We start from the raw sequence: 25,446 nt of genomic DNA, 5'->3' as shown, positions 1-25,446 counted from the left end.
GGGGACCATCTCATCAGGCTACGTAGTTTTATAGTTAGGCGTTTTCTTCTTTTCTGAATATGTTTCTGACTAACACAAAGCCAACACTCAAAAAGCCACCTAAAAAGGTACCAATAATGCAAATTAATGCACGCGATGGTTTCGCTTTTTGTTCCGGCACTACGGCTGGGTCTAGCGTTTGGAAAATGTATTCAGGGCGAACATTCGCCAGCATAATGGTTTGTGTTTGTTTTTCTATTAGCTGGTAGAACACCTGCTGCATGTCACTTAATGATGTGCTTTGAAGCTCTTTGTCTAAATATTCCAGGCTTCGCTGCGCTTCCTGAATGTCACGTTCGCGCATGTGGTTGTTTATTTCTTCAATCAGCCAAACCACCCATTGCTCGGCGACTTCTGGTGACTGATGGTTTACTGCTATTGTCACCAGACCGGTTGTATCGTCCTTGCTGACCTCCAGAGTCTCTTCTCTAAATACTTTTACATATTCCCAGCTAGACGGTTTAGGCTGCTTAGGTGGTTCAACTTCTCTAACCCATTCCTTGCTGTCCGGGTTATAGAGTTCGTTATTGAATACAATGCCGGTGCCGCGGTTCCACTCCTCAACCGCCATAAGCTCTGGCAATATGTCGTACTTTTCGACAAAGCCTTTTATGAAGGCGCGAGACTTTAAAATTTCGAGGGCGATTGTGGTTTTGTCGGTATTACCACCACCGAGATTAACGCCAGCTAAGCTTGCCAGACCACCCAACTGCCCCGCCATTTGCGAGAGTCCGCCACCACTGGCTTCTTCGGTAGGTGCTAAAGTTGCCTCTGACTTATAAATATTCGGCAGGCTTAATGAGTAAATAACCGAGCCCACGGCGAACACAAAAGTAATGGCAATAATCCACCACTTCCCCTGCCAAATAATGCCAAACAGCTCGCGCAGGTCAATTTCGTCGTCTTGGTAATCCGAATGCCGTTGAGGGTCGTAGTTATGAGTATCGTTTGTCATTGTTGGGCCTTCAGGCACGCTACCGCCCATGGGTTGCGGTTCCCATAGGCCGGTGGTGCAGATAATTTTGATCAAGCAGGTATCATACCGTATGCAGCCCTTTTCCTACAAAGGCTTTATTGTTAGTAATTGGTGATATTTTAAGCGGTTAGTTCCTTAACTTACATCTTAAATTCCGGTGACCCACCACTTTGCTCGCGTAATAGCTGGTCGCCCATTCGGATCACGGTATCGGTAAGATAGTCGATAAAGCCATCCTGCTCGATACTGTTAGCGACCGTTGAGGAGTGTAGAAAGCGCCGCATTTCCTGCTCAAAATCACCTGAAGCCATATAAGAAGGTAGTTCTTGTAACCGCCCGGAAAGCGCTTCAAAACCGGTAGTTTGATGATAGTCCTGAAACTTGGTTCGAACTAACTCCGCATCTACCTGTACATTACGCTGATTTAGCCAGGCAATATCCCAAACATCTCGTGCTTTAATCGAACGGCGCAGGGCTAGAGCAACAAATTTTTTGCGCAAGAGATTTAATGTTCATAGTTATCACTTCCTTGTCTTGTAATCGCTTCACTTAAAGCATCCTGGTCAACCAATTCGAGATTTCGTCCGACGTTTTTCAAATCTAAGTACGCTCTCTTTATTGTCGCTTCTCTCAATGGGTAATCATCTAATGGATACGTCTCATTAGTGATTGCCATTGGGTCACGCTTAGTATGTGTAAGCTCAAGCGTCCCAAGTGGAGTTTTAAATGTCCCACTCCGCCCCGTTGTCATTACAGTGGCATAATCAAACATCTGCTGACTAATAACGCTATATTTGCTGAGTACAGATTCCAAACTGAGGTAATTAAGGCTTGATGACCGCACCAAATGCGGTAAGTGCAAAATACTCGTCGAGTGGTAATAGTGGCTTTCAGGAAAAGCCCATACTCCCCGACAAACCTTTTGAAGGACGCCTTTTTTTACCAGGTAATTTAGGCGGACTTTTAGTGCATCGTCTGAATATTCTGGCATTAACATCTTAAATTGTGGCATAGATACAAGCGCATGATGTGTATATTTTTGCAACGCATGTAACTTACCTTTTAGCCGATGTGTGCTCATAGGTTCGCATTAAGTTAATAAATTTAATAACCTAATGTATACCAGTTAGCCAATAAGGTCTACAGTTAGTTATCAAAAAAGATAACCTACTGTAAACTTAAAGACGTCGGTTATTTGGAATGATCCAATATCACCCTTTTGTCCGATAGCGATTTTCCGCCGTTTTTTGTAGTCTGGCTGTTTTAACAAGACGGAACCAACACATGGACGTAATACACCACGGCGCGTTTGAAGGCGTTACGGGCTCTTGCCACGAGCTGTTGTTAGACAGTGACCACTCACTTTTAATTGACTGCGGGCTGTTTCAAGGGGCCGAGACCTCGGGTTCAGGCGCGGACTCAAACACGCAGGAAATTGACTTCGATATTACCAAGGTGCAGGCGTTGGTGGTGACCCACTGTCACATTGACCACGTTGGTCGCATTCCCTGGTTGTTAATTGCCGGCTTTACCGGCCCTATTTACTGCACCAAAGCTACCGCGCATTTGTTACCGCTGGTTATTGAAGACGCGTTAAAGGTGGGTTTAACCCGCAACGCCGATATTATTGATGCAGTGGTGACTCGCCTGCAGCGCCAGCTACAACCAGTGGAATACGATGACTGGATGGAGCTGCCTGCCGACTTCGCGACTGAGCGCTTTAAACTGCGTTTTCGTCAGGCAGGCCATATTCTGGGGTCGTCTTATGTTGAAATTGAGAATGTGAGTACTCACTACCGCGTGGTGTTCTCAGGTGACTTAGGTTGCAAAAACACGCCGTTGCTCCCCGACCCTACCCCGCTGGAGCGCGCTGATTTTCTGTTACTGGAAAGCACTTACGGCGACAAGAACCACGAGTCGCGCGCCGACCGTTCGCAGCGTTTGAAGTCGGTGGTGGAACGTTGTGTCGAAAATAAAGGCACGATTCTCATTCCTGCGTTTAGTATTGGCCGTACGCAAGAACTTTTGTACGAGTTGGAAGACATTGTTCATAAAGCGCGGACTCGTGAGGCGGAGACTGGTCTCGCAGACCCTGTTTGGCACAAAATGACGGTTATTTTAGATTCGCCGCTAGCTGCGCAGTTTACTAAGCAGTACCGAGCCATGAAGGCCTTGTGGGACGAAGAGGCGTTGGCACGGGTAGAAGAAGACCGACACCCATTAAACTTCGACCGCATGATGACGGTAGACGACCACAGTGACCATGAGCGCGTGGTGAACTATTTAAAAAGCAGCGGTGACCCCTGCATTGTTATTGCCGCCAGCGGTATGTGCACCGGCGGACGTATGCTGAATTACTTAAAAGCCTTGCTGCCCGACCCACGCACCGATGTGTTGTTTGTAGGCTACCAGGCCGCCGGAACCCCGGGGCGCGATATTCAAACCTACGGCCCGCGCGGCGGCTATGTCGACTTAGACCACGAGCGTGTCTGGATTAAAGCGGGTATTTATACTTTAGGTGGCTACTCCGCTCACGCCGACCAACAAGAGCTTTTAGACTTTATAGATGCCACAGAAGAGCCGGTGCGACGCATACGTTTAATTCACGGCGAGCCCGACGCCCGTTTGGCGTTGGCCGCAAAAATTCGTGAGCGCTATGGGGTGGTTGTCAGCTGAGTTGACTGACAAATTCACCAATACAGCGGTATCGGATATTGCACAACAGCTGCAACTCGCCGGCTTTTGACTCAAAGCTGGGCTGTTGTTCGAGTTCTGTGATGAGTTTGTCGGCTTCTTGCTGAATGCTTTTGCACAGCCGCTCTATTTCTCGCTCTGCGACGGGCTTGTTAAGCCCTAAGTCCTCTGCGAACGCTAAAACCGATTGTCGTGTCACCTGCCCAAAATATTTGGCGTCGCCAATGGGTTGCGACAAGTGCACTACTCATGATTGAGGCGTCCGGTTAATTCGGTGAGCTTGTCACTTGAAGCGCTGTCGGGAATGTCTAAATAAACTTTTATGCCAAGCGCATTCAGGACATTTAAGGCTTTTTCCAGTTGCACTGTTGGCTTGCCATTTTCGAATTGACTCACAAAATTAATGCCACAGCCTGCAAAAGCGCCAGCTGTTGTCTGATCCAGCTCTTGTTGCTGCCGCACGATTTTTGCAATGCGCCCGATGGTTTTTGTGTCTTTTGCTTCCAGCAGCATGGGTAGCCTCACTTTACTTGAGGTTAAATTCATTAGATAGAGTGAATATAGAAGAAAGAAGGACTGAAATCAATTAGATTCATTCGATGGAGTGAATTTTATTATCTTAACCATTTATAAACAACAAATTCACTTAAACGAATGAATTTTAAAACGAATGTAAATAAGGTCAGCTACAACCGCTCGGCGAGATCAGCGGGCGCAATGTAGCGCATGGCTTTTTCATACAGCACAGTATGCTTCGTCTGATTCTTTTCCCATACCAGCTTGTGTAACCTTGTTACTTGGTTCACCGAAATCTTAGTTTCACTTTAAGTTGCTAAATATCGCAAAATGCGATATTTTTATCAGCATAGGATGCATTTTGAGAATTATCACAAAGAAGCGAGTAAAAAATGCCATGCTTCAATACCCTCAGTGGCAAGTGGGGTTAGATTTATGGTGTCATGTTTTTGGTCAAAACTCTCTTAATGCACATTCTTACAGCCAAATTAAAAGTATTTGGCGCCGAGCATCCGGTTGGAATACAGACCGAATAGCCGGAAAGCGGCTGAAGAATTAAAAAGGTAATGACTATGAACGCTCAACAGGACGAAATGGTAGCGCTGGGACAAGTCGCTTCCGCAATAAGTGCTACAGCAACGAAGTTTGCTGGAACTGCCGTTGAACTTTTTCATTACACTTATACACCCATTCAGTCTGAAAAAGAGCTTCTTGAGAGAGCCGACGTTATGGACTACTTAATGGATTTGGCTCAGCACGAAAACGATATTGTGCTAGTGTTTGCTAACGCAATTTCTGATCGCATTGAAGAATTTGAAGATCAAATGGAAATGCCTACTGTTCCAGTTGCCGAGAAGCTAAAAATGCTAATGAAAACCCGTTCGGTAAAACAGAAAGACTTAAAAAATATAGCGCCTCAAAGCGTAATAAGCGAGTTGTTAAACGGCAAGCGCACTGTCAACCTAAACCAAGCAAAAGGCTTTGCCGGATATTTTAACCTTCCTGTTAGCTACTTTGTTGAATAGATACCGCACCTGACGTAGTTACATCAGGACACGCTGACTACAACCGCTCTGCGAGATCAGCGGGCGCAATGTAGCGCATGGCTTTGCCTTTGCTAGCTTTACCGACCAATAGCAGGTCTCGCTTGGCGAGGTCATTCAAATAGGTGCGTGCGGTATTTTCATTGCAGCCAAGGTTGTTTGCTACGGTTTTCACGGTAAATACCCGTCCGGGGTTCTTCACTGCTTCTTTGAGTATGTCGAGCTGCCCTCGTTTTAGAGCGTTGGCTACGGCGCTTTTTTCAACCCAGTTCATAAACTCGAACATTTCTTTTTGTTTGCGCTCTATATACTCCCGTAACGCATCGACCGCTTTTACGACAATGTCTACCTGATGGTACAAAAAGTAGGTGAGATCATTGTCGTCGGTTTCAGTGTATAAAAACGCGCGATCATAGTCGGTGCGCTTCTCCTGAATGAGCTTACTAATGGACACATACTCGAACAGCCAGTAGCCCGATTTCAGCATAAACCAATAAAAAAGCGCTCTTGCGGTACGTCCGTTACCATCGCCAAAAGGATGAATGTAAGCCACCATAAAATGCAAAATAATGGCTTTTACCAACGGATGAATAAAGTTATCGGAGTTCAGTTGCCCATGCTCTTCATTGGCAAACTGACAAAGCTTTTCCATGCGCTCCTGTAGGCTTCTGGCCGCTGGCGGAACATGCGCTACGTCGTTGTATTGGTCGCGTATATCAATGTCGTTACTGGTTCTGAACTCGCCCGGCACGGCGTCATTATCAATGCCTTTATGGGTCGCTATTTCGTGTAATTCCAGAATAAGCGGAATGGTTAACTCGTCGTTTTTCAAGCTGACAGCCCGCTTCATTAACCGATAGTTATTGGCTATCATTTGTTCCGACTTGTTCTGTGGCTGACGTTCGGACTCAAGCATTTCTTTTGCAACTTTGCGCGTTGTCGACGCCCCTTCCAATTGCGATGAGGTAATAGCTTCTTCCATCAGTAAGCTTTGGACTAGATAGGCGTTCTTTTCCTGCTTTCCGAAAAAGGGATGATCGGAAACGCTTTGCGAGCCGCCGGTTAGCTTGTCGATATAATGCAGCTTGGCCTGAAGAGAGTCTGGAATACACAGTTTAAAACATGATAATTCATTGACGCCGCAAAGCTCTGGCAAGTTCCGGCTGACATTAGTCCGAGCCAATTTAGTCGCTAACCAGGCAAGTTCTGGGTTATCGCCTTTGTTGACACGCCACTTAAATTTGTCCCATGGCAAGTACTCACCTTTAGAGTTGGTGATACTGTAGGTTTTCATAACCTTGAAAACATCTTCCGGAGAATAAACTGAAAAAAGTTCATCCGTCGAAGGCGGTGTTCTAACCCTTGCCATATAAAACTCCATGACTAATTTAATGAATTAATATATAGCTTAAATTATGAGAAAACACAAATTTTTAAATTTACGTTTTATTGGTAAAAACCCCTGGATTCAGCTTCTTCATACAGCACAGTATGCTTCGTCTGATTCTTTTCCCATACCAGCTTGTGTAACCTTGTTACTTGGTTCACCAAGCTACTAATTTCAATTAAAACTGCAGAAATTTTGAACTGTGCTATCATTAACCAAACGGTTATTTTTAAACATCCATGCGGAGGATTTATGGAGTTACGAGAATACACTCCATTAATGCAGCCTAAAGATATATGGGCAGAGTTAGGCCTTCCAAATGAAGACTCAAGATTGAGAGAGCAAATTGCCAATGGATTACCAATAAAAGTACTTAATCACGTGGCAAACTCTATGGAAATGACTCAGAAAAGCATTATTGAAGTGTTACACATACCGCCAACAACTTTCTTGCGTCGTAAGAAAGGAGGACGCCTTACCACGGAGGAGAGTGATAAGTTATATAGCCTTATTGAAGTACTTGCTCGTTCAACTGATTTATTTGACGGTGACCGTAAGGCGGCCGTTGAATGGATGACCAGAAAAGTCCCCGGACTTGGTCATATGCGCCCTATTGATATGTTAGACAGTCACACAAATACTGAAGCTGTATTGGACATAATTACCCGTTTGGAATACGGGGTTTATTCTTAAGATGTGGGTTTATCGCTTAAGTAAAACAAAATATCTGGACACATCATTTACCGGAAACGGAGCCCGGTTAGTTTGAACCTAACGCCACTTCCGCCAGTTTACGTTTTAACGGTGTGAACTTGTTGGGAATAGCAAAAGCCAGTGCCCGCAGGCCTTTTACTACCGGGTTGGCGGTACCAAAGCCGCGTTTAAACAGCTCCATGGCGGCTATCATGACCTGGGTGTCGGCTTTGCGGGCTCGTTGGTAGGCGCTTAAGTGTTTGGTTAAGTTGTTCAGCGCTTTTAAGTCCACGCCCTGCAACTGTTTGCACAGCTCGCTAACGTCACCAAAGCCTAAGTTAGCGCCCTGCCCGGCAAGCGGGTGTATGGTGTGCGCAGCGTCGCCCCCCAGCACAATGCGCTGATGAAACCACTGGCGGGCGTACTGCATTCGAAGCGGAAAAGCTTTTATGTCAGACACACATTCGCACGCACCCAGTACTCGACCAGACTCTGTCTCTACCTGCTTAGCAAAACGCTCTGGTATTTCATTCAGTAACTGCACTGCTAGCGGTTCGTCTGCCGACCAGACAATAGAAACAATCTGTGGGTCGGGCGTCGGTAACAAAGCCAGCGGTCCGGTGGGTAAAAACACCTGTCGCGCAACACCGTTATGAGGCTGTTCGGTACGAATATTGGCGACAATACCGCGCTGTTCGTAGTCCCAGAAACTAATGGGGAGTTCGGCAAACTGACGCACTTGCGAGCGCCCGCCATCGGCGCCAATAATGAGGTTAGCCGAAAGTAATTGCTCACCTACTTTTACTTCTGCGGGGCTGCTGTCATCGCCCGCGCTTACTAACGACCAACTGTCGGTTTTAATGATCTCTACGCCTGCCTGTTCAGCGCTTTCCCACAAAAAGTGCTCAGCCACGTTGTTTTCTACAATAGCGCCAATGTCTTCAGCGTTAATTTCGGCGGCGGAAAATTCAATATGGGCGGGGCTGTCTTTGTCCCACACTTGCATGCTGTTATAAGGCCCGGTGCGATGCGCCTGTATTTTTTGCCAGGCACCACAGTCGGCCAGCACGCTGCGGCTGCGATCGTTTAATGCGCTAACCCGCAATGCCAATTCTTCAGTCAGCTCGGGCTGGTCGTGGCGCTCTAACACCACCACTTGCCGACCTTGTTGCGCCAGCTTGGTGGCCAGGCTAAGGCCTATCATGCCGCCGCCAACAACGACAATGTCAGTCTGTTTGCGTGTCATGGTTTCATCCCCATGGTTAGGCGGGCAAAGCGAGACTTTAACGGTGCGCAATGCTGCAACAGCATGAGTGCGCTGTTACGCCCCAGTACGGTTGGCCAGAATTGATTGGAAAAGCCGCGCACTAAGCCGTCGGTTAACCGAATAATGGACTCGTAGTCGCGTTCGCGATGCTGCTCATAATTATTAAGATGCTCAAAAGCGCCCGGGTCAGTCGCTTTGGCTAAGCTTTCGCACAGCTGTTCGACGTCGCGTAGTCCTAAATTAAAGCCCTGCCCCGCAATAGGATGCAAAGCATGCGAGGCATTCCCAATAATGACGGATCGGTGATGCGTTGAGCGTTTGGCTCGGCGCAAAATAAGTGGGTAAAACACCCGTGGCGATATCGCTTTAAAGCGCCCGGCTCGATAACCAAAGGCTTTTTGGCAACGCTTTAAAAACTCTGCGTCTGTCCATTGCTCGGCTTCGGCCAACTGTTTCTCGGTAAAGCTCCATACCAACGACGCCTGATTCCCTTGCATTGGCAAAAGAGCAATGGGTCCGTTTTCGGTAAAGCGTTCGTACGCCCAACCGTTGAGTGGCTGTTCGAGCTCTAACGTCGCAATACAGCCATACTGACCGTAGTCGGTTACCTCTGACTTCAGCCGCAGCTGTTCGCGCACCAGCGAATTTTGGCCGTCGGCGCCAATCAGTAAACGGCAATGTACCTGCTGTTGGTTGTCCAATACCACGGTCGCCTGCGCAGACGCTTGTTGCACTTGTTCGGCACGCACACCGCCTAACCAGGTAATGTTACTGAGTTGCTGGCAACTGTTGTATAAGCGGCCGACCAACTCAGACGCCGCTACCACTTTGCCCAAAGCTTCCACACCTTCTTGTTCAGCATGCAGCTCGGTACCACCTATAAAGCCGCGATCAGAAATATGAATGTGCTTAATGGGCTCGTGGGTAATATTGTCGAGTACACCCAGCTTTGACAAACGGTGGGCAGATGCAGCGGCCAGCGCAATAATGCGTTTATCGTTGGGCGGACCTTCTTTGCGGGGTTCGCAAATAACAATACGCCAGTCCGGGCGCTGCTGCGCCAGCATCATACCGGTCAGCGCGCCAACCAGGCCGCCGCCAACAATGGCAATATCGGCAGATATTACTTGCCGCTCATCCATGCTTCTATCTCTTCTATGGTTTTAGGCACGTCGCTGCTGAGGTTTTCATAGCCTTCGGCGGTGACCACCAGATCGTCTTCAATACGAATGCCAATGCCGCGCCATTGTTCGTCAACGTTAGCGTCTTCGGGAATATAAATACCCGGTTCAACGGTCAACACCATACCCGGCTCAAAAGAAACAGGCTTGCCGTTGTCGTCTTTGTAGCGACCCATGTCGTGTACGTCGAGCCCCAGCCAGTGCCCTAAACCGTGAATAAAGTAGGTTTTCCAGCGCATGGCTTCAAAGGCGGTGTCCGGGTCACCGTCGATAATACCCAACTCAACCAGACCGTCGTTAATCACCCGCGCGGCAGCGTTGCTGGCGTTGACCAAATTGCTGCCCGGTTTTATTTCCTCAAACGCCGCTTGTTGGGCTTTTAATACCAGTTCATACAAGGTGCGCTGGGTGTCGCTGAACTTGCCGTTAACCGGGAAAGTACGGGTAATGTCGGCAGCATACCCCTGATACTCGGCACCGGCATCGACGAGGATCAAATCGCCGTCGTTTAGTACGTCTTTGTTGTCGGTGTAGTGCAATACGCAGGCGTTGGCACCGCCACCGCAGATCATCCCGTAGGCCGGATACAGTGCGCCGTTCATGGCAAACTCATGATGCAGCTCGGCACCGACCTGGTATTCGTGTTTGCCGGGCTCGACAAAGCGCATAATACGGCGAAAGGCGTTGCTGCTAATGCGCGCCGACTCGCGCATAACGTTAATTTCGGCGTCGGACTTTATCAGTCGCATGTCGTCTAATAACGCACGTAAGTCGCGCAGACTTTGTGGCGGTAGTTCGCCGCTGCGTCGTGCTGCCTGCTGCAATTGGTTGCGTGCGCCGTTAATTAGCTCGCCCACTTCGGCCTGGTCGCCCATGAGATAGAACACGCTATCCATACCTTTCAGTATGTCCGGCAGTCGCTCTTCAATGGCGTCTATGTCTTCAGCGGCGTCGACTTTTAACGCCTGCTCTGCTTTTTCATAACCTAAGCGCAGGCCGTGCCAAACTTCCTGCTGCGGGTCTTTGTCCTGGCAAAACAGTAAGCTTTGCGGCTTTTCACCGTTAACCAGTAACAGCACCGCGTCGGGCTCGGCAAAGCCGGTCAAATAGAGAAAGTCACTGTTTTGCCGAAACGGATACTCAGTGTCGTTACTGCGTGTGACTTCACTGTTACCAGCAATAATGGCGACAGCACCTAATGGCAAACGCTTCATAAGCGCCTGCCGACGTTGTGCAAATTCTTCTACGGAAACGACAGCGGTCATAAATTAGTGCAGTGTTTTTGGTGGTTGATTGGCGGGCTGCTCTTTGCGGCCTAACTCGGTGTAGCACATCATGGCCGATACGCGCAGGTATTCGACAATTTCGAAGTAAGCGCGCTCTTCTTCCTCGCCACCACCTTCTTCGGTGAACTCAATTTTTGCCAGCTCGACCATGTCTTCAATGGCTTCTTTTAAGTCGGCGCTTAAGGTGGCCATGCTTTGTTGGTTAACACCGTAGCCTGCAAGAAACGCATTCACCCAACCGGCTAGTGCATTTAAACGCTCTGGCAGTGGCTCGCCGTCTTCCGGCAATAACAACCGAAAACCTAAGTCATGGTCGCCCAGCGAATGTTCAATTTCTTCGGCTTGTTGCTGTAATAAATTTTTAAGCTCTGTTGGAATGCTTTGCCCGTCGTAAGCTAAGTCTGACAACACCGCCATAAGCTCGTCACTTTTCGGCTCGCTGCCGGTGGCTATTAAACCCGTGAGCATGCCCTGAATTTCAGAAGCGCCCGGTGTCATATCGTAGCCCGCGTAAAGTTCGGCTAAACGGTCATAATTAAAGCGTGTGGACATGAAATCTCGCCTTTTGTGAATCTTGCCATAATCCTAACACTGGCTTTACATAATCGCTAGCTGACAAACGCCCGCTGCTCGTGCCATAATGCAGTTATTCACGCTGATGAGTCAGTTGCAAGGAGTCTTTTGAATGGCCGCGAAAACCATGGATATTAAATTGCTGGAGCGTAACTATAAGGTTGCCTGCCCTGTGGGTCAGGAAAGCGCGTTGCAGCAAGCGGCAGACGCCTTAAACCAAAGGCTGCAGGAAACGAAGGAAAACACGCAGCTGACCAATGTTGAACAAATAGCCGTGATGACCGCATTAAACTTGTGTCACGAATGGATACAAGACCAGAACGAACAGTCGGCCAAAACGGCCAAGCTTGAAGAGAAAATTCAACTGCTTCAGGCTACAATTGAACAAGCAATGAGCGAACAGCGCTCGCAGCGTAATCGCTAAATAGACAAAACAGTAACCCTTTTCTGCGGTTCCCTGGGGTGTTTGCCAGCAGGCTAATGTCCCTGAGCCGATGCTTGTATTAAAAGGGGATCACTGGCCCGTCATGAGCAAGCCCGGCATGCACCGGGAAGCCTACGACGGATACCACTTGCTCCCCGCCTTGAACCAATGGGTTCAAGGGCTACAGCCAGCAGCGGCACCTTGGGGAACCACCCTTTCTTATCAGGTTAAAGCCTTACTCAGCACGTTCGGCTTTTTCTTTTGCGACAATGCGCTTTACGTCTTCCAGCAGCGCCTGAGCGTCGTACACAATACCGTCTTTAATGGTGTACTTAACGCCTTCGGTGCGCATGGGTTTGTTCTGGTCGTTAAGTTTGAAGTGACCGGTTCCGTACAGCACTTTAAAGTTCGCCAGTGGGTTTTCTTTCACAATAACCATGTCGGCTTTTTTACCCAGCGCAATGCTGCCAATGTCGTCTTCCATGCCTAAGGCTTCAGACCCCGCAACCGTTGCCGCATGTATGACTTCTAATGCATTTAGCCCAGCTTCACGCAGCAGCTCCATTTCGCGAATGTAACCAAAGCCGTAAATTTTATAAATGTAGCCCGCGTCAGAGCCAAGAGTAATGCGACCGCCGTTGGCGTGATAGTCTTTCAGGAAGGTCATCCACTTGTCGTAGTTGTTTTTCCAGGCAATCTCATTGTCGGTGGTCCAGTCGAACCAGTACGAGCCGTGTGCATAACGACTTGGTTCGAAAAAGTCCCACAGTCGTGGCAGTGTATATTCGTCGTGCCAAATGGCCTGGCGCTCGCGCATGAGATCTCGCGAGGCTTCGTAAATAGTCAGTGTTGGGTTAATGGTGAAGTCGAGCTCTATCAGTTCGTCACGAACCGCATTCCACTTTTCAGAGCCCGGCTCAGCCGCTTGTTTCCATAAACGCCCTGCTTCTTCAAAACGATCCTGTTCGTTGTTGTAGTTGTAATGCGCCGGATAGTCCTGAATGCGCTGCTCTTCGAATAAAGCTTCCGGCAAACCGTACCAGTGTTCCATAGAGGTCAGCCCTAAACGTGCCGAGTCCAGTGCGTTCATAGACATAACGTTGAGCTGGGCGTGGTGCATCATGGTGCCCAGGCCTTGTTTGTTGGCTTCGTCGAGCGCAGCTTCCATCACCTTGCGTGACGCACCAAAAAACTTAATGCCGGCGGCGCCTTCGTCTTTTATGTAACGCACCCAGTCGCGGGCTTGCTCAGCGCCGTAAATAGGCTCTTCCCAACCTTGACCAAAACCGACATAAGGCACAATGCGCGGCGAGGCAATGTCGTTGTCCTGCGCTTGTTCCTGATGCCACTGCACCCAGTCCAAGCCGTTAAAGCTGCCAGGTTCGCGAATGGTAGTAATGCCATGACCCAGCCACAATTTCAGTACATACTCTGCCGGAATACCTTCGGCGGAGCCGCCAATGTGAGCATGCATGTCGATAAAGCCGGGCATAATATAATGGCCGGACACATCCATCTCTTTGTCGCCGCGACCTGCTTTAGGACGGCGCGAGTCGATAATAGGCACGCCCGGGTTACCCACACTGACAATTTGAGTAATGCGGTCGTCTTCAATAACAATATCTACCGGACCCTGGGGAGGAGCGCCTTCGCCGGTAATGAGAGTACCGCCACGCAGAATTAAGCGGTCATAAGGCCCTTTGCCCTGCTCCCGTTCCGGTGCTTTCGGTGGTGCCTGCATTAGCGGGGCGGAAAACACCTGAGAGGAAGCAGCAAGCAACAAGGCTGCGCAGGTGAAAGCTATCGTTTTTATTGTTTTCATCGGTTATCCTCGACACATTCGTTCGGCTGACTGACACAGACTTTAGCATGACCCGACAAGAACTCCGACGCAAGTTACAGCAAATTCGCCGCAGCTTACCCCAGGACTATTCCAAACAGGCCGGTATGGCGGTTGCTGACGCTGTTGAACAGCGACTGCACGGGTTAGAGCCTACCCAAACCACTGTTGCGGTGTATCACAGTTTTGCCGGCGAGCTGCCCACACAGCCAGTTATTGAGCGGCTTTGGGAACACGGTTTTCAAACAGTGTTGCCGGTGCTGCACCCGTTCGCCAAAGGCCACTTACTGTTTTTGCGCTACACCCCTGACACCCGCATGACTCAAAACAAGTACGGCATAGAAGAGCCGGAGCTGCGTGTCGATAATGTGGTGCCGCTAGCTGATATTGATGTACTACTTCTGCCACTGGTGGGTTTTGACGAAAAAGGCAACCGCCTGGGCATGGGCGGCGGTTATTACGACCGTACATTAGCGCAGTGGTATAACGGACATACACCCCATTTATTCCCGATTGGGCTAAGTTATGACGAGCAGCGGGTTAGTGAGCTGCCTGTCGAGGCCTGGGACATTCCTTTACCGGAAATTATTACTCCGGGTAAACACTGGCGTTTTTAATCACGTTTTTGCGGTAAAGCGTTCGATAAAAACCAACAAAAACCTTATACTGACGCTAAAAGTCAAACGGGGAATTCCACTATGTCAGGCAATACAGATTCACTTAAAAAAGCCGCTGCTGAAGCAGCCATGCAGTATATTGAAAATGGCACTGTGGTCGGTGTTGGCACCGGCTCGACAGTTAACTTTTTTATCGATGAGCTGGCAAAACGAAAAGATGATATTGAAGGTGCGGTGTCAAGCTCTGAGGAGTCGACCAAACGCCTGAAAGCCCATGACATTGAGGTGTTTGACTTAAACTCAGTAGCGGATGTTCCGGTCTATATTGACGGCGCCGACGAAATTAACGAGCACGGTCAAATGATAAAAGGCGGTGGCGGTGCACTGACTCGCGAAAAGATCATTGCGGCGGTCGCCGATAAATTCATTTGTGTGGCCGACGACAGCAAACGCGTGGGTCGTTTAGGCAGCTTCCCGTTACCGGTTGAGGTTATTCCTATGGCGCGCTCTTATGTGGCGCGGGAAATTGTGAAGTTAGGCGGTGACCCGGTGTGGCGCCAGGGCTTCACGACTGACAACGGCAACTGGATTCTCGATGTGCATAACCTGGACATTATGAAGCCTATGGAGCTTGAGTCAGACCTTAACAATATTGTCGGTGTGGTCACCAACGGCTTATTCGCGCAGCGGGGCGCCGACGTTGCGCTTATTGCTCGCGAAGACGGCGTTGAAACACTTAAGGTAGCAGGCTAATGCAAAAGTCATTGTCGAAAGACAAGATAAAAGTTTTATTGTTAGAAGGTGTGCACGACAGTGCCATACAGCTTTTCCGTCACCACGGTTATAACAATTTAGAGATTCTGCAAACCTCGCTCAGCGAAGACGAGTTGTGTGAGAAAATTAAAGACGCGCACATTGTCGGCATACGCTCGCGCAGCCAGTTGAATGAACGGGTGTTTGCGGCGGCGGAAAAACTCATTGCGGTTGGCTGTTTTTGTATTGGTACCAACCAAGTCGACCTTGAGGCGGCGAAAAAACACGGTGTTATTGTGTTTAATGCGCCGTTTTCTAATACCCGCAGTGTGGCCGAGCTGGTACTGGCTGAAATTATTATGTTGCTGCGCGGTGTTCCTGAGAAAAACGCAGTAGCTCATGAAGGCGGCTGGTTAAAGTCGGCGAAACAGTCGTTCGAGGCTCGCGGTAAAATTCTAGGCATTATTGGTTATGGTCACATTGGCAGTCAGCTGAGCGTTCTTGCCGAGCAGCTGGGCATGCACATTCGCTACTACGATGTGGAAGACAAGCTGCCAATGGGCAACGCACAGTCAGTGCCAACCCTCGATGACTTACTGGCTCAATCTGACATTGTCACTTTGCACGTACCGGAAACTGAGCAAACTCAGTGGATGATTGGCCGTCGCCAAATTGAGCGCATGAAACCCGGTAGCTTACTGATTAACGCGTCGCGCGGCACAGTGGTTGATATTGAGGCTTTGGCCGACGGTTTGTCGTCTCGCCACTTAGGCGGCGCGGCTATTGATGTGTTCCCCGTTGAGCCTAAAGGCAATAATGACGAATTTGTGTCGCCGCTGCGCGGTTTGAAAAACTGTCTGCTGACACCACACATTGGTGGTTCAACACTGGAAGCACAAGAAAACATTGGTGTGGAAGTGGCCGGGAAACTGGTGCGTTATTCGGACAATGGCTCAACGTTGTCGGCGGTGAACTTCCCGGAAGTCAGCTTGCCAACGCATGCAACCACACAACGGTTACTGCATATTCACAAAAACCAGCCGGGTATGCTGAACGCTATTAACCGCATTATTAGTGACAACCAAATAAACGTGGCGGGTCAGTACTTACAAACCGATGAAACCGTGGGTTATGTTGTTATGGATATCGACAGCGAGAATGGTGCCGATATCCTGCAACAACTGAAGGGCATTCCGGGCACCATTCGCGCCCGGCGTCTGTTTTAGTCTGCTTTTTTCCCCAAAACCGTGCGTTCCATGCTCTCCGGTGAGACATGGCGCACGTCTTTGCCTTTCACAAAGAAGATAATGTACTCGGCAATGTTCTGGCAGCGGTCGCCCATACGCTCTAATGAACGCGCTGACCACAGTACATCCATAATCTTCGGTATCGAGCGTGAGTCTTCCATCATGTAAGTCATTAGCTGACGCGTCAGTGCTTCGTACTGGCGGTCGGCCTGCTCGTCCTGTTGGTGTACGTCGTAAGCCGCTTCGAGATCCATACGTGCAAAGGCGTCGAGCACTTTGCGCAGCATGCTGAGAATGTGCTGACCTAAATTCTCCAGACTCACCAACAACTGCTGTTGGTCTTTGTTGAAGCTCTCTTTTGCCACTTTGGCAATACGCTCCGCTTCATCACCAATGCGCTCTAAGTCGGCAATGGTTTTGATAATAGCAATGACCAAACGCAAGTCACTGGCTGCCGGCTGACGTTTCGCAATAATGTGCACACACTCTTCATCAATCTGCACTTCCAGCTTATTAATTTTGTGGTCACTGCTCAGGACTTTTTCTGCCAGCTCAACGTTGCCTTTTTGAATGGCTTCCAGCGCATCGCTTATTTGCTGCTCGACCATTCCGCCCATGCTCAATACCCGGTTACGCACAGCCTCAAGCTCTTCATTGAACTTACCGGAAATGTGCTTACTCATGTTCATTTTATCCATAACACTCTCCTTAGCCGTAACGACCGGTAATGTAGTCTTCGGTTTGCTTTTCCGACGGTGTCGTAAATAACGTGTCAGTGTCTGCGTATTCTATCATTTTACCCATGTACAAAAATGCGGTCTGGTCTGACACACGCGCCGCCTGCTGCATGTTGTGGGTAACAATAACCACGGTGAACTTCTCTTTCAGCTCGGTGATAAGCTCTTCAATAGTTAAGGTTGAGATAGGATCCAACGCCGACGTCGGTTCGTCCAGCAGCAGAATTTCCGGCTCAATGGCAATAGAGCGGGCGATAACCAAACGCTGCTGCTGACCACCCGACAGGCTGAACGCACTGGCGTTCAAACGGTCTTTCACTTCGTCCCAAAGGGCGGCACCGCGCAGCGATGTTTCTACCGCTTCGTCTAATACGCGCTTGTCTTTTACGCCTTGTAAGCGCAGACCGTACACCACATTCTCGTAAATAGATTTCGGGAACGGGTTAGGACGCTGGAACACCATACCAACACGGCGTCTTAATGCGGCAACATCGACGCTTTTGTCGTAAATGTTCTGGCCGTGCATTTCAATTTCGCCTTCAATGCGGCAAATTTCCACCAGGTCGTTCATGCGGTTAATGCAACGCAATAAGGTTGATTTACCACAACCCGACGGTCCGATAAACGCGGTAACGCGGTTTTTCGGAATGCGCATGGAAATGTCATGCAGCGCCTGATCTTCACCGTAGTATAAGTTCAGGTTCTTAATATCCAACGCGGTTTGCTCGGCTGGCAAGTTGTGTAAGTCCAGCTTTTCCATGTTGCTTGTACTCGGGTTTACCGAAATCATAAATTCTGACCCTTTCGCTAATTCATCAAAATCTTCTTTGTAAACTTTAGTGCTCAAGAGAGCGGTATTTTTCACGTAAATGGTTACGCACACCAATGGCCGTCAGGTTAAGACCGACAATGACGGTAATTAATAAGAACGAGGTGGCGTACACCAGCGGTCGAGCCGCTTCAACGTTCGGGCTTTGGAAGCCAACGTCGTAAATATGAAAGCCTAAGTGCATAAACTTACGGTCTAAGTGTAAGTACGGGAAGTTCCCGTCGACCGGCAGCATAGGTGCCGACTTAACCACACCCACCAGCATTAGCGGCGCTACTTCACCTGCGGCTCGCGCGACGGCCAGAATTAAGCCAGTCATAATTGCCGGCGATGCCATTGGCAATATAATGCGCCAGATGGTTTCCCACTTGGTTGCACCCAGCGACAAACTGCCCTCGCGCAGCGATGGCGGAATGCGTGACAAGCCTTCTTCAGTCGAGACAATAACCACCGGCAGTGTCAATATTGCCAGTGTTACGGCAGACCATAGCACGCCCGGCGTACCGAAGGTTGGGTTAGGCAAAGCTTCTGGATAGAAAATTTGGTCCAGGCTACCACCCACCATGTATACGAAGAAGCCCAAACCAAACACACCGTAAACAATAGACGGGACACCGGCCAGGTTAATCACCGCAATACGAATGAGCTTGGTGACCGGGTTTTTACCGGCGTATTCGTGCAGATAAACCGCCGCAACCACACCAAAGGGCGTCACAATAATGGACATAAGCAGTACCATGAATACGGTACCGAAAATGGCCGGGAATACGCCGCCTTCCGTGTTTGCCTCACGCGGGTCGTCACTGACAAACTTACCAATTTGCTGGAAGAAATGACCCAGCTTGGCGAAAAAGCCCATGTCATTCGGAAAGTTAACGTCCAACACCCGGTACATTGGCACTTTTACGTCTTCGCCACGAAAGTCCTTCACGATTAAAGCGTCGCGCTGTGCTTGTTCACGCAGATCGAATAGCTCTTTTTCGTAGACTTGATAGTCGGCGTTTAACTGCTCACGTTGCGCCTGTAAGTCGGCGATAGCCTGCTCAGTCAACTCGTCCTGTAACTCCAGTCGACGGCGCTCAAGCGACAGCTCATTCAGCTGGTAGTTGATCGACGATATTTCGCCTTCCTGCAGTCCCATAGCTTGCATATTGAGCTCGACAGCACGTTCAACACGCTCGAACATGACTTTTCGGAAGTCTTCGTCACTTTGCTTGGCAACAACTTCGCCATTTTCGGTGACTGCCGTAATGCGGCCGTAGAAGTTGCCGTCTTTACTGCGCTCAATAACCGCCATGTTTTTTGGCGTGGTGTCTTTGGTAACCAATGACTCCAGCACCCAGGTAAAGTCCAGCGGCACGTATTCACGGTTACCAATTTTCATTAGGTAACGAGTGACGGTTTCTGACTCTATGTCAGCCAAGTCGACCATAGACTGTGGCAAACGCGTTGTCGGCACCACTTCTGAGTCGTACACCTCACCGATTATGTGCTTGGTGCTGCCGTCGGCCTGCTTAATATCCATTTCATGGATGGCAGACGGCCAGAAGAAAGACAGTCCGCGCCAGCCAATCATGATAACCAGCCCAATGACCGCAATTAGGCTGATGCTGACCGAGCCAGCGGTTAGCCAAATCCAGGGTTTTCCGGTTCTAAACCACTTTTTCATCGTTAAACCTCAATTCCGCGGGTTACATTGAGCTGTATTTGTCGCGCAAGCGTTGGCGCACAAATTCAGCAATGGTGTTAAAGAAGAAGGTGAATATGAACAACACAAAGGCTGCCAGGAACAGAATGCGGTAATGCGAGCTGCCTACCTCTGATTCCGGCATTTCAACGGCAATGTTCGCCGACAAGGTGCGCATACCTTCAAAGATATTCCAGTCCATAATTGGCGTGTTACCGGTCGCCATGAGTACTATCATGGTTTCACCAACGGCACGACCCAGTCCCATCATCACGGCTGAGAAAATACCCGGGCTGGCTGTTAGCAACACGACTTTGGTCAGGGTTTGCCATGGTGTCGCACCCAATGCCAATGAGCCATTCGACAAGTGCTTAGGTACACTAAATACCGCATCTTCAGCAATGGAGAATATGGTTGGAATAACCGCAAAGCCCATTGCAATACCGACCACCAGCGAGTTACGTTGGTCGAAAGTAACGCCAAGTTCGTTAGTAATAAAGCGACGTGCATCACCGTCAAATATGACCTGCTCGACCCACGGACTGATTTCAAACGAGAACCAACCCACTGCCAGGACAACAGGAATTAACAGTAATGCGGCGCGGCCGTCGTTGACTTTGCTCTTAATTTGAGTCGGTAACTGGCTCCACAGGGCTGCCACAAGAATAATGGCCAAGGGCACCAGCAAGAGCACTGCCACAAACCCAGGCAAATAGGCCTCGACCAAGGGTGCTAACCAAAGGCCGGCAAGGAAACCAAGAATAACCGTGGGCAATGCTTCCATTATTTCGACGGTCGGTTTGACGTATCTGCGCACCGACGGCGACATAAAGTAAGCCGTGTAAACCGCTGCCGCTAAACCAATAGGCACCGCGAATAACATGGCGTAAGCCGCTGCTTTTATAGTACCGAAAGAAATAGGCACCAGGCTGAATTTGGACTCAAAGTCGTCAGAGCCCGAGGTTGATTGCCAGGTGTAATCCGGCTCTGGATAGCCTTCGTACCAGACCTCCTGCCACAAACCACTCCAGCTGACTTCCGGGTGCTCATTGTCGACGTCGTACAAGCCATAACCTTCGGCTGTTTTCATCAGCAGATAGTTAGCGCGCGGGTCAACCATGACTGCTTGAACTTTAGCCTCGGCGGGCTTACCTCGATAGAGATCTGCCTCTGCCGTGGTATGAAAAATGTTCATGTCGCCGTTTTCAGACAAGGTGTAAAACGTACGGCGATAATATTCTACTTCAATTTCAGTGATCGGTGAGCCGGCGTCGAAGCTGCGAATGTACTGATACTGACGGCCATCGTCACCCGGTACTTCAAACCACTGTGAGACTTTCCCTGTGTCATGGGTTAGCAAGACAGAAGAGGCGCCGGCCAACAGGTACATGCCGGTGGCATTACCCAGCTCGCGCGTGCGCATAGGCAGCAGCTCACGCTCGGTTACGTTACCGCTAATGGAAATATCAAATACGTGTACGCGGTTGCCACGACGCGCAATGACTTGTCGTAAGTCCGGCGTGACAACAATGTCATCAATAGCGGTGTTTAACGGAATTTCAGTGTAGTTCGGCGTTAATGTAACTGCGCCGGTCATGAAGTTCTCTTCGGCAACAAAGTGCGTTATCAGCAAGGTGCTGTTTTCCACAGCTGCAGCGAACAGCATACCGTCGCCGTCAGTTTCATAGGACAGCTTTTCAAGTGCGCGGCCGTTTTCATCGACAACCAGCGGCTGCCCGTCATTTTTCACCTCAAAACGAGGCGTAATGACACGTTCAACTTTGTCTGTTGCAGCGGTTGCGGCTGTTTCCGGGAAAGTCACTGAAAACTTAGGTTCAACCACAACAGCTTCACCCGACTCCAACCCATAGGCGTACTGGTGGTTTACCGGTAAGGTTTTCGCAAAGCTGCTAACATTTTCCGGTTCAACAAAAGTTTCGCTCAGTAAAATATCGCCTGAGCGACGATCATTTTTGTCGATAAGGGAGAAAAATTGCAGCTCACCACTTCGTAAAAAGCGATAACCAATTTCGGCCTGCTCTTCCATACCTACGGCTTCGACTTGTCCCGATTCGGGCAGGTTAAAGCTGTTTACTTTTTTCAGGCTGACCGACTCAAATATCGGCTGCACCACGTAAAGCAGGTAGAAGAAGATCAGAAGCAGTGCGACCAATACCATAACGCCGCCAGCCGTTACGCCGTATCGCGCAAAACGGTCTTTGAACAATCGCATGCGATTGGCCGACAGCTGTTGGGCAGATTGTGTTGCCATTGTGACCTCGGACTCTAAAATGACTTTAAGTTTAACTGCGTCTTAACTGGGTAGTAGTGTAGTAAAGTTTTATGACAGTACTGTTACAGTTCCGTCATATTTTCTTCACTAAAGTGTCAAAATAGAAAAAGCCGGTAGTTTCAAGGAACTACCGGCTTTGTTATGACGTAATTTTTTAGTGGCTAAGGCCTAGCTTTTTAAGCTCAGCTTCAACAACCTGCTTCGGCAAACCAATGTAGCCGTCTTTGTTCACAATGTCCTGACCTTGCTTCGACAAAATCATTTTCATGAACTCAGCTTCTGCTTTACCTAATGGTTTGTTCGGGTGCTTGTTCACGTATACGTAGAGGAAGCGTGCCAGTGGGTATTTACCCGCTAACGCTTGCTCACGTGACGCTTCAATAAAGTCGTCGCCGTCGCCTTTAGCAATAGGTACCGCTTTCACACCAGAAGTGACATAACCAATACCTGAGTAACCAATTGCGTTCAGTGACGTAGAAACTGACTGCACAACTGACGCTGAGCCAGGCTGTTCGTTGACGTTAGAGCGGAAGTCACCGTCACAAAGACCCACTTCTTTAAAGTAACCATAAGTACCTGACACCGAGTTGCGACCGTACAGCTGTAAGTCACGACTAGTCCAGTCGCCGTCTAAGTCCAGTTGTCCCCAGCGGTTCACTTGCTGGTTAGCACCGCATTTACGGGTTGACGAGAAAATAGCGTCAACTTCGGCAATCGATAAACCTTCGATTGGGTTATCTTTATGCACGAATACCGCTAACGCGTCGATAGCAACACGTACTGGTGTTGGTTTGTAACCGTGGCGCTTTTCAAACGCTTCAATTTCTTTTGACTTCATCGCGCGGCTCATAGGGCCAAAGCTTGACGTCCCCTCGGTTAATGCCGGCGGCGCAGTTGAAGAGCCTGCCGCCTGAATTTGGATGTTAACGCTTGGGTACATGCGCTTAAATTCTTCGCCCCAGAACGTCATCATGTTGGCCAGTGTGTCAGAGCCCACTGACGATAGGTTGCCTGATAAACCGCTAACTTTTTCGTACTCTGGTAGGTCCTCGGTTGCTGCTGCCAGCGTGCTGAACATTAACGTGCCCGCTGCAACTAAACCAGTTAATGTCTTGTTCAAAGTAGATTGAAACATGTTTTTCACCTCTGTGGGTTTTGTCTAAATTCAAGAAATCGTTCTTCGATGATGAGTAGTTTAAGAACGATTTGTGACAGCTTTATGACAATGTGAAAAATTTATGACTTAATTAATCCGTGCGGCAGTTGAAATGCAAAACAACTGCCTTTGCCCGGTGTACTGCTAATATCCAGTTGAGCGTTATGATGTTCGATGGCTTGTTTCACAATAGATAACCCCAGCCCAGTTCCACCACTGGCACTGTTACGGTCTTCATCAATACGATAAAAACGTTCAGTCAATCGCGGTAGGTGCTGCGCGGGTATGCCTTTGCCATTATCGATCACGCTGAATTCAACGCCGCCCGAGGTCTCTTTCCAGCTCACCTCTATTTCGCCGCCTTCCGGCGTGTAACGAATGGCGTTAGTAATCAGGTTCTGCATGGCACTGCGTAGTAACGATTCTTTGCCGTAAATATGAATGGGGTCGATATTAAACTGCAGCTTGTGTTGCTTCTGTTCGTTAAGGCGATGCGCTTCCGTTTGTAGCTGCTCCAGTAAAGCCGGCACATTCACTTCGTGGTCAAAAACATCGTCACTGGGAGTTTCCATGCGCGATAATACTAATAGTTGATCAACCAAATTCGCCATGCGGTCACTTTGCGCATTCATATTCTCGACCGCCTTTTTCAGCATAGCCGGTGGTGTTTGCTCCGGCTCTTCCAGCATTTCCAGATACCCCTGTAACACCGTCAACGGCGTTTTTAACTCGTGCGACACGTTAGCAACGAACTCTCGACGCATTGAGTCCAGACGTTTAACTTGGGTGACGTCACGCGCAACCAACAAGAACTGGTCTTCGCTGTACGGCATAATGCGAATTTCAATGTCGAGACTGTCGCGCACAGGAGAAGGAATAGTGAGAGCATCATCAAACTGACCTTTGCTGAGATACACCGAAAACTCCGGGTGACGAATAAGGTTAGACAGCCTTTGTCCGGCGTCGTCCGGCCAACGCAGGCCGAAGTAAAACTGTGCGAGTTTGTTGCTCCACAACAGCGCACCGTCGGCACGAAACACAATTGCTGCGTCCGGTAGTGCTTCTGCCGCTTCGCGAAAGCGTCTTAATAAGCGTGCCAGCGATTTACGGCGCTTTTGACTGCGGCGTTGCGAACGATAAATGCCGTCATAAATATAGGACCAGCTACCCGGCGCTGATGGCGGCATTAAAGTACGACTTTGCCATAACCATTTAATGAGTTTTTGCTGATAAAAATAATGCCAGCAAACCAGCCCCAGCAACGCAAACGTCAGCAGCGGCCAGAGAATACCGAACAACCAGCCGACAAAAATAAACGGCAGCAGGAAAAGCGCCAGATTGCGCAGCGACTGCCAGTTTGAATAGTCTCTGTCCATATCAAGCAGACTCGCTGTTAACGACTCGAGAAACGATACCCGACTCCTCGCACGGTCTGAATAAGACGATCATAACCGTGGTCTGCCAGTGCTTTGCGTAAGCGACGAATGTGCACATCGACGGTTCTGTCCTCGACGTAAACATTAGTGCCCCAAACGTGGTCTAGCAGTTGTTCACGGCTGTACACGCGCTCTGGGTGTGTCATGAAAAAGTGCAGTAGCTTGAATTCGGTTGGTCCCATGTCAACACTGTTGTCGCCAACCGAAATGCGGTGCGATACGGGGTCGAGCTTTAAGCCTTCAACTTCCAACGGCTCGTCTAACACCGTTGGCGCTACACGGCGGAATACAGCACGCATTCTTGCCATCAGCTCTTTTGGCGAAAATGGTTTAGTTATATAGTCGTCAGCGCCGACTTCCAGACCTTTTATTTTGTCTTCTTCTTCGCCGCGGGCGGTCAACATAATAATAGGTATATTGCGGGTAAAGTCATCGCCTTTAATTTTTTTGGCCAGTTGAATACCTGAGCCGCCCGGCAGCATCCAGTCCAGCAGAACCATATCGGGATATGGCTCGGCAATTTTACCGACAGCGGCGTCAAAATCATGAGCTTCGACTGCTTGATAGCCGTGTTGCTCCATAACAAAGCTCAACATCTCACGAATGGGTGCTTCATCTTCTACAATTAGAATTCTACGCGACATGTATTTAGTCCCTTATTGGATCAGTTGAGCCAATTATTACTAAAGAATATGACATTTTTATGACCAGCGACACATTGCTGTAAGATTTCTTTTGTTTATGATGCTTTTGGGTCTATTTGTCCAATATC

At 49.1% G+C, this 25,446-nt stretch carries 25 protein-coding genes and 1 other RNA gene; 8 read left to right on the top strand and 18 right to left on the bottom strand.

Annotated elements, in window-relative coordinates:
• Window positions 1-34: 34 nt before the first annotated feature.
• The 3 genes from B3850_RS01210 to abiEi form a co-directional block, all read right to left on the bottom strand.
• Window positions 35-994 carry a Wzz/FepE/Etk N-terminal domain-containing protein gene (locus tag B3850_RS01210; RefSeq protein WP_339612241.1) on the bottom strand — a complete coding sequence of 320 codons (960 nt, stop codon included), beginning with the start codon at window positions 992-994 and terminating at the stop codon, window positions 35-37.
• Window positions 995-1,155: 161 nt separating this feature from the next.
• On the bottom strand, window positions 1,156-1,515 hold the full coding sequence (locus tag B3850_RS01205) for a nucleotidyl transferase AbiEii/AbiGii toxin family protein (protein WP_286873113.1): 360 nt from the start codon (window positions 1,513-1,515) through the stop codon (window positions 1,156-1,158).
• 5 nt (window positions 1,516-1,520) lie between these two features.
• Window positions 1,521-2,096, bottom strand: coding sequence for a type IV toxin-antitoxin system AbiEi family antitoxin (abiEi, locus tag B3850_RS01200; RefSeq protein WP_286873111.1), 576 nt, complete (start codon window positions 2,094-2,096; stop codon window positions 1,521-1,523).
• Window positions 2,097-2,299: 203 nt separating this feature from the next.
• Here abiEi and B3850_RS01195 point away from each other — a divergent pair, with 203 nt between their 5' ends.
• Entirely contained in the window at window positions 2,300-3,691 is a 1,392-nt protein-coding gene (locus B3850_RS01195) for an MBL fold metallo-hydrolase RNA specificity domain-containing protein (protein WP_286911263.1), read from the top strand.
• Here the strand turns inward: B3850_RS01195 and B3850_RS01190 are convergent.
• Entirely contained in the window at window positions 3,684-3,947 is a 264-nt protein-coding gene (locus B3850_RS01190) for a hypothetical protein (RefSeq protein ID WP_286873104.1), read from the bottom strand. The genes B3850_RS01195 and B3850_RS01190 overlap by 8 nt on opposite strands.
• A gap of 5 nt (window positions 3,948-3,952) precedes the next feature.
• Entirely contained in the window at window positions 3,953-4,222 is a 270-nt protein-coding gene (locus tag B3850_RS01185) for a transcriptional regulator (RefSeq protein ID WP_286873101.1), read from the bottom strand.
• 575 nt (window positions 4,223-4,797) lie between these two features.
• Between B3850_RS01185 and B3850_RS01180 the strand changes: the two genes are divergently transcribed.
• Complete coding sequence (locus tag B3850_RS01180) at window positions 4,798-5,250, top strand: helix-turn-helix domain-containing protein (RefSeq protein ID WP_286873098.1); 453 nt, start codon at window positions 4,798-4,800, stop codon at window positions 5,248-5,250.
• Window positions 5,251-5,287: 37 nt separating this feature from the next.
• Here the strand turns inward: B3850_RS01180 and B3850_RS01175 are convergent, their stop codons facing one another.
• A complete protein-coding gene (locus tag B3850_RS01175; RefSeq protein WP_286873096.1) occupies window positions 5,288-6,637 on the bottom strand; it encodes a Fic family protein in 1,350 nt (449 codons plus the stop codon).
• A 270-nt stretch (window positions 6,638-6,907) separates the two neighbouring features.
• On the opposite strand from B3850_RS01175, the gene parS reads away from it, so the two are divergent.
• Window positions 6,908-7,348, top strand: a complete 441-nt coding sequence (parS, locus tag B3850_RS01170) for a type II toxin-antitoxin system Xre/ParS family antitoxin (protein ID WP_286873094.1) — start codon at window positions 6,908-6,910, stop codon at window positions 7,346-7,348.
• Between the two features lie 67 nt (window positions 7,349-7,415).
• Here parS and B3850_RS01165 read toward each other — a convergent pair whose 3' ends face one another.
• From B3850_RS01165 to B3850_RS01150, 4 genes are read right to left on the bottom strand one after another with little or no spacing between them, the layout of a single operon-like run.
• On the bottom strand, window positions 7,416-8,594 hold the full coding sequence (locus B3850_RS01165; protein ID WP_286873091.1) for an FAD-dependent oxidoreductase: 1,179 nt from the start codon (window positions 8,592-8,594) through the stop codon (window positions 7,416-7,418).
• On the bottom strand, window positions 8,591-9,757 hold the full coding sequence (gene ubiH, locus B3850_RS01160) for a 2-octaprenyl-6-methoxyphenyl hydroxylase (RefSeq protein ID WP_286873089.1): 1,167 nt from the start codon (window positions 9,755-9,757) through the stop codon (window positions 8,591-8,593). Before ubiH ends, B3850_RS01165 begins: the two co-directional genes overlap by 4 nt.
• Window positions 9,739-11,061, bottom strand: coding sequence for a Xaa-Pro aminopeptidase (gene pepP / locus B3850_RS01155; protein ID WP_286911262.1), 1,323 nt, complete (start codon window positions 11,059-11,061; stop codon window positions 9,739-9,741). Before pepP ends, ubiH begins: the two co-directional genes overlap by 19 nt.
• A 3-nt stretch (window positions 11,062-11,064) precedes the next feature.
• Entirely contained in the window at window positions 11,065-11,634 is a 570-nt protein-coding gene (locus B3850_RS01150) for a UPF0149 family protein (RefSeq protein WP_286911261.1), read from the bottom strand.
• Window positions 11,635-11,767: 133 nt separating this feature from the next.
• On the opposite strand from B3850_RS01150, the gene zapA reads away from it, so the two are divergent.
• A complete protein-coding gene (gene zapA, locus B3850_RS01145) occupies window positions 11,768-12,079 on the top strand; it encodes a cell division protein ZapA (RefSeq protein ID WP_058576229.1) in 312 nt (103 codons plus the stop codon).
• Window positions 12,080-12,106: 27 nt separating this feature from the next.
• Window positions 12,107-12,291: non-coding RNA, 6S RNA (gene ssrS, locus B3850_RS01140), on the top strand.
• A 23-nt stretch (window positions 12,292-12,314) separates the two neighbouring features.
• Here the strand turns inward: ssrS and B3850_RS01135 are convergent.
• Window positions 12,315-13,901, bottom strand: a complete 1,587-nt coding sequence (locus B3850_RS01135; RefSeq protein ID WP_286911260.1) for an amidohydrolase family protein — start codon at window positions 13,899-13,901, stop codon at window positions 12,315-12,317.
• 47 nt (window positions 13,902-13,948) lie between these two features.
• Between B3850_RS01135 and B3850_RS01130 the strand changes: the two genes are divergently transcribed.
• The 3 genes from B3850_RS01130 to serA all read left to right on the top strand — a co-directional run bounded on the left by B3850_RS01130 (window position 13,949) and on the right by serA (window position 16,515).
• Window positions 13,949-14,536 carry a 5-formyltetrahydrofolate cyclo-ligase gene (locus B3850_RS01130; RefSeq protein WP_286873076.1) on the top strand — a complete coding sequence of 196 codons (588 nt, stop codon included), beginning with the start codon at window positions 13,949-13,951 and terminating at the stop codon, window positions 14,534-14,536.
• An 81-nt stretch (window positions 14,537-14,617) separates the two neighbouring features.
• On the top strand, window positions 14,618-15,289 hold the full coding sequence (gene rpiA / locus B3850_RS01125; protein ID WP_286911259.1) for a ribose-5-phosphate isomerase RpiA: 672 nt from the start codon (window positions 14,618-14,620) through the stop codon (window positions 15,287-15,289).
• On the top strand, window positions 15,289-16,515 hold the full coding sequence (gene serA, locus B3850_RS01120) for a phosphoglycerate dehydrogenase (protein WP_286911257.1): 1,227 nt from the start codon (window positions 15,289-15,291) through the stop codon (window positions 16,513-16,515). Before rpiA ends, serA begins: the two co-directional genes overlap by 1 nt.
• Here the strand turns inward: serA and phoU are convergent.
• The 7 genes from phoU to phoB all read right to left on the bottom strand — a co-directional run bounded on the left by phoU (window position 16,512) and on the right by phoB (window position 25,318).
• Window positions 16,512-17,234: a phosphate signaling complex protein PhoU gene (phoU, locus tag B3850_RS01115; RefSeq protein ID WP_088767546.1), complete on the bottom strand. Its 723-nt coding sequence runs from the start codon at window positions 17,232-17,234 to the stop codon at window positions 16,512-16,514. The two genes, serA and phoU, sit on opposite strands and share 4 nt — an antisense overlap.
• A 10-nt stretch (window positions 17,235-17,244) precedes the next feature.
• Entirely contained in the window at window positions 17,245-18,063 is an 819-nt protein-coding gene (gene pstB / locus B3850_RS01110) for a phosphate ABC transporter ATP-binding protein PstB (RefSeq protein ID WP_058576276.1), read from the bottom strand.
• Window positions 18,064-18,109: 46 nt separating this feature from the next.
• On the bottom strand, window positions 18,110-19,771 hold the full coding sequence (gene pstA / locus B3850_RS01105) for a phosphate ABC transporter permease PstA (RefSeq protein WP_053953741.1): 1,662 nt from the start codon (window positions 19,769-19,771) through the stop codon (window positions 18,110-18,112).
• Window positions 19,772-19,793: 22 nt separating this feature from the next.
• Window positions 19,794-22,061 (bottom strand): ABC transporter permease subunit, encoded by a 2,268-nt coding sequence (locus B3850_RS01100; protein ID WP_286875268.1) that lies wholly within the window; start codon window positions 22,059-22,061, stop codon window positions 19,794-19,796.
• Window positions 22,062-22,236: 175 nt separating this feature from the next.
• Window positions 22,237-23,217, bottom strand: coding sequence for a PstS family phosphate ABC transporter substrate-binding protein (locus tag B3850_RS01095; protein ID WP_286875266.1), 981 nt, complete (start codon window positions 23,215-23,217; stop codon window positions 22,237-22,239).
• A gap of 101 nt (window positions 23,218-23,318) precedes the next feature.
• The gene (phoR, locus tag B3850_RS01090; RefSeq protein WP_286875264.1) at window positions 23,319-24,614 is read right to left on the bottom strand and encodes a phosphate regulon sensor histidine kinase PhoR; all 1,296 of its coding nucleotides are present in this window, start codon (window positions 24,612-24,614) and stop codon (window positions 23,319-23,321) included.
• Between the two features lie 17 nt (window positions 24,615-24,631).
• Entirely contained in the window at window positions 24,632-25,318 is a 687-nt protein-coding gene (gene phoB, locus B3850_RS01085; protein ID WP_129497118.1) for a phosphate regulon transcriptional regulator PhoB, read from the bottom strand.
• Window positions 25,319-25,446 lie beyond the last annotated feature (128 nt).

This window comes from Idiomarina sp. UBA4520, from assembly GCF_002388365.1.
In the GTDB taxonomy this organism is placed as follows: domain Bacteria; phylum Pseudomonadota; class Gammaproteobacteria; order Enterobacterales; family Alteromonadaceae; genus Idiomarina; species Idiomarina zobellii.
Note: the sequence above shows the minus strand (reverse complement) of the source record. Positions and strands in the feature narration are given on the sequence as shown.